The 1,175-nt window shown below is 38.0% G+C and carries 2 protein-coding genes; both read right to left on the reverse strand.

Annotated elements, in window-relative coordinates:
- Positions 1 to 46: 46 nt before the first annotated feature.
- Positions 47 to 364 (reverse strand): hypothetical protein, encoded by a 318-nt coding sequence (locus AAKU64_RS22560; protein ID WP_354363113.1) that lies wholly within the window; start codon positions 362 to 364, stop codon positions 47 to 49.
- Positions 325 to 1,062 (reverse strand): hypothetical protein, encoded by a 738-nt coding sequence (locus AAKU64_RS22565; protein ID WP_354363115.1) that lies wholly within the window; start codon positions 1,060 to 1,062, stop codon positions 325 to 327. The genes AAKU64_RS22560 and AAKU64_RS22565 overlap by 40 nt, the downstream gene beginning before the upstream one ends.
- Positions 1,063 to 1,175: the final 113 nt, after the last annotated feature.

Genomic DNA, 1,175 nt, shown 5'->3' on the forward strand with positions numbered 1-1,175 from the left:
TTGACGTGCGGGAAGGGCAAAGTATTGGTCGAGGCAAAAAAACGCCTCATTTATCAATTCTGTGGAACTTTAGCTCCGTTTGTGCAAAAACACCCTTTATAACGACGTCTTTATGTTGTTTCAAATCTTCGGATCGAACACGATTAAAAATTCCAACTTGCTTCAACGCAAGGTCTGAATAACTGCTATGGAGTTCAAGTAGGACTGAATTGAGAGCGGTCGCGTCCATCAGCTGCTTTTGTATTTTGCCAAGTTCATTTTCAGCATTTTTATATTCCAACTGCTTTGCTGCTAACTTTTCTTCAATATCGTTGATTGATTCTTCTACTGAGGTGTAGCCTGTAGGAGGAACCTCGACTTCCACTTTGATTGTTTCTTGTATTGATTTCTTCTCTTGGCATCAGCTAATTGGCCTTCTAACGCTTTGACTTCATCGCGAGTTGCGTTGAGCATGCGAGTAATATTACTTTCACTGTCTTGAATGTCACGCATTCTAGTGATTGAGTTTTCAAGATTGATACTTTTCAGTTCTAAGTCTTTTTCAACTTGTGACTTTTCTAGTCTGGTTTGCGACAAATTCCGTTCTAAGCCCTTAAGTTTTTCCTGCATGCTAACGAGTTCTTCTCGGTTTTCTTCCAAGATATTATCGCCATCCCGTTTAGCTATTATCAAATCCACTAATGCTTTAACTTGTGATCTCGTTAGTTTTTTATCTTGAACGAGGTTATCTCGAATGTCATCAAGCTCATCTTTTGATAATCGGTTTAATTGCATTAAGGTTGAAACAGGCAGTCTTTCAAAAACAGGATCTTCTTTAAGAAAATGATTTGATAACTGCATCATTTGATAACCCCATGTTTTTTTCTTGCCGAAGCGTTTATCACAAATTAGTTGGAATAATTCACTTACTCGATTAACAAAGCATTCTGCCCCTAATGCATTATGGATATGTAGTAAGTTGCGCCCAATCTCGATAGCGCTCATTTTTATCTTAGCTTCTTCATTATCGATTTGTGTTGCATAACTTTCAAGCGATGACAAAATCTCTTTTGGTATCTGCATGGCTAAATCATCCGGTAATACCCCCCTGTGTCAGACTAGTTGTCGCCTCTAAAATTTAGAAATAAATTCTTAAACCAGAGGCAGCAATGAACTTAACGTATTCTTCCGCATTT

Source organism: Undibacterium sp. GrIS 1.8 (assembly GCF_040544445.1).
In the GTDB taxonomy this organism is placed as follows: Bacteria; Pseudomonadota; Gammaproteobacteria; order Burkholderiales; family Burkholderiaceae_D; genus Undibacterium.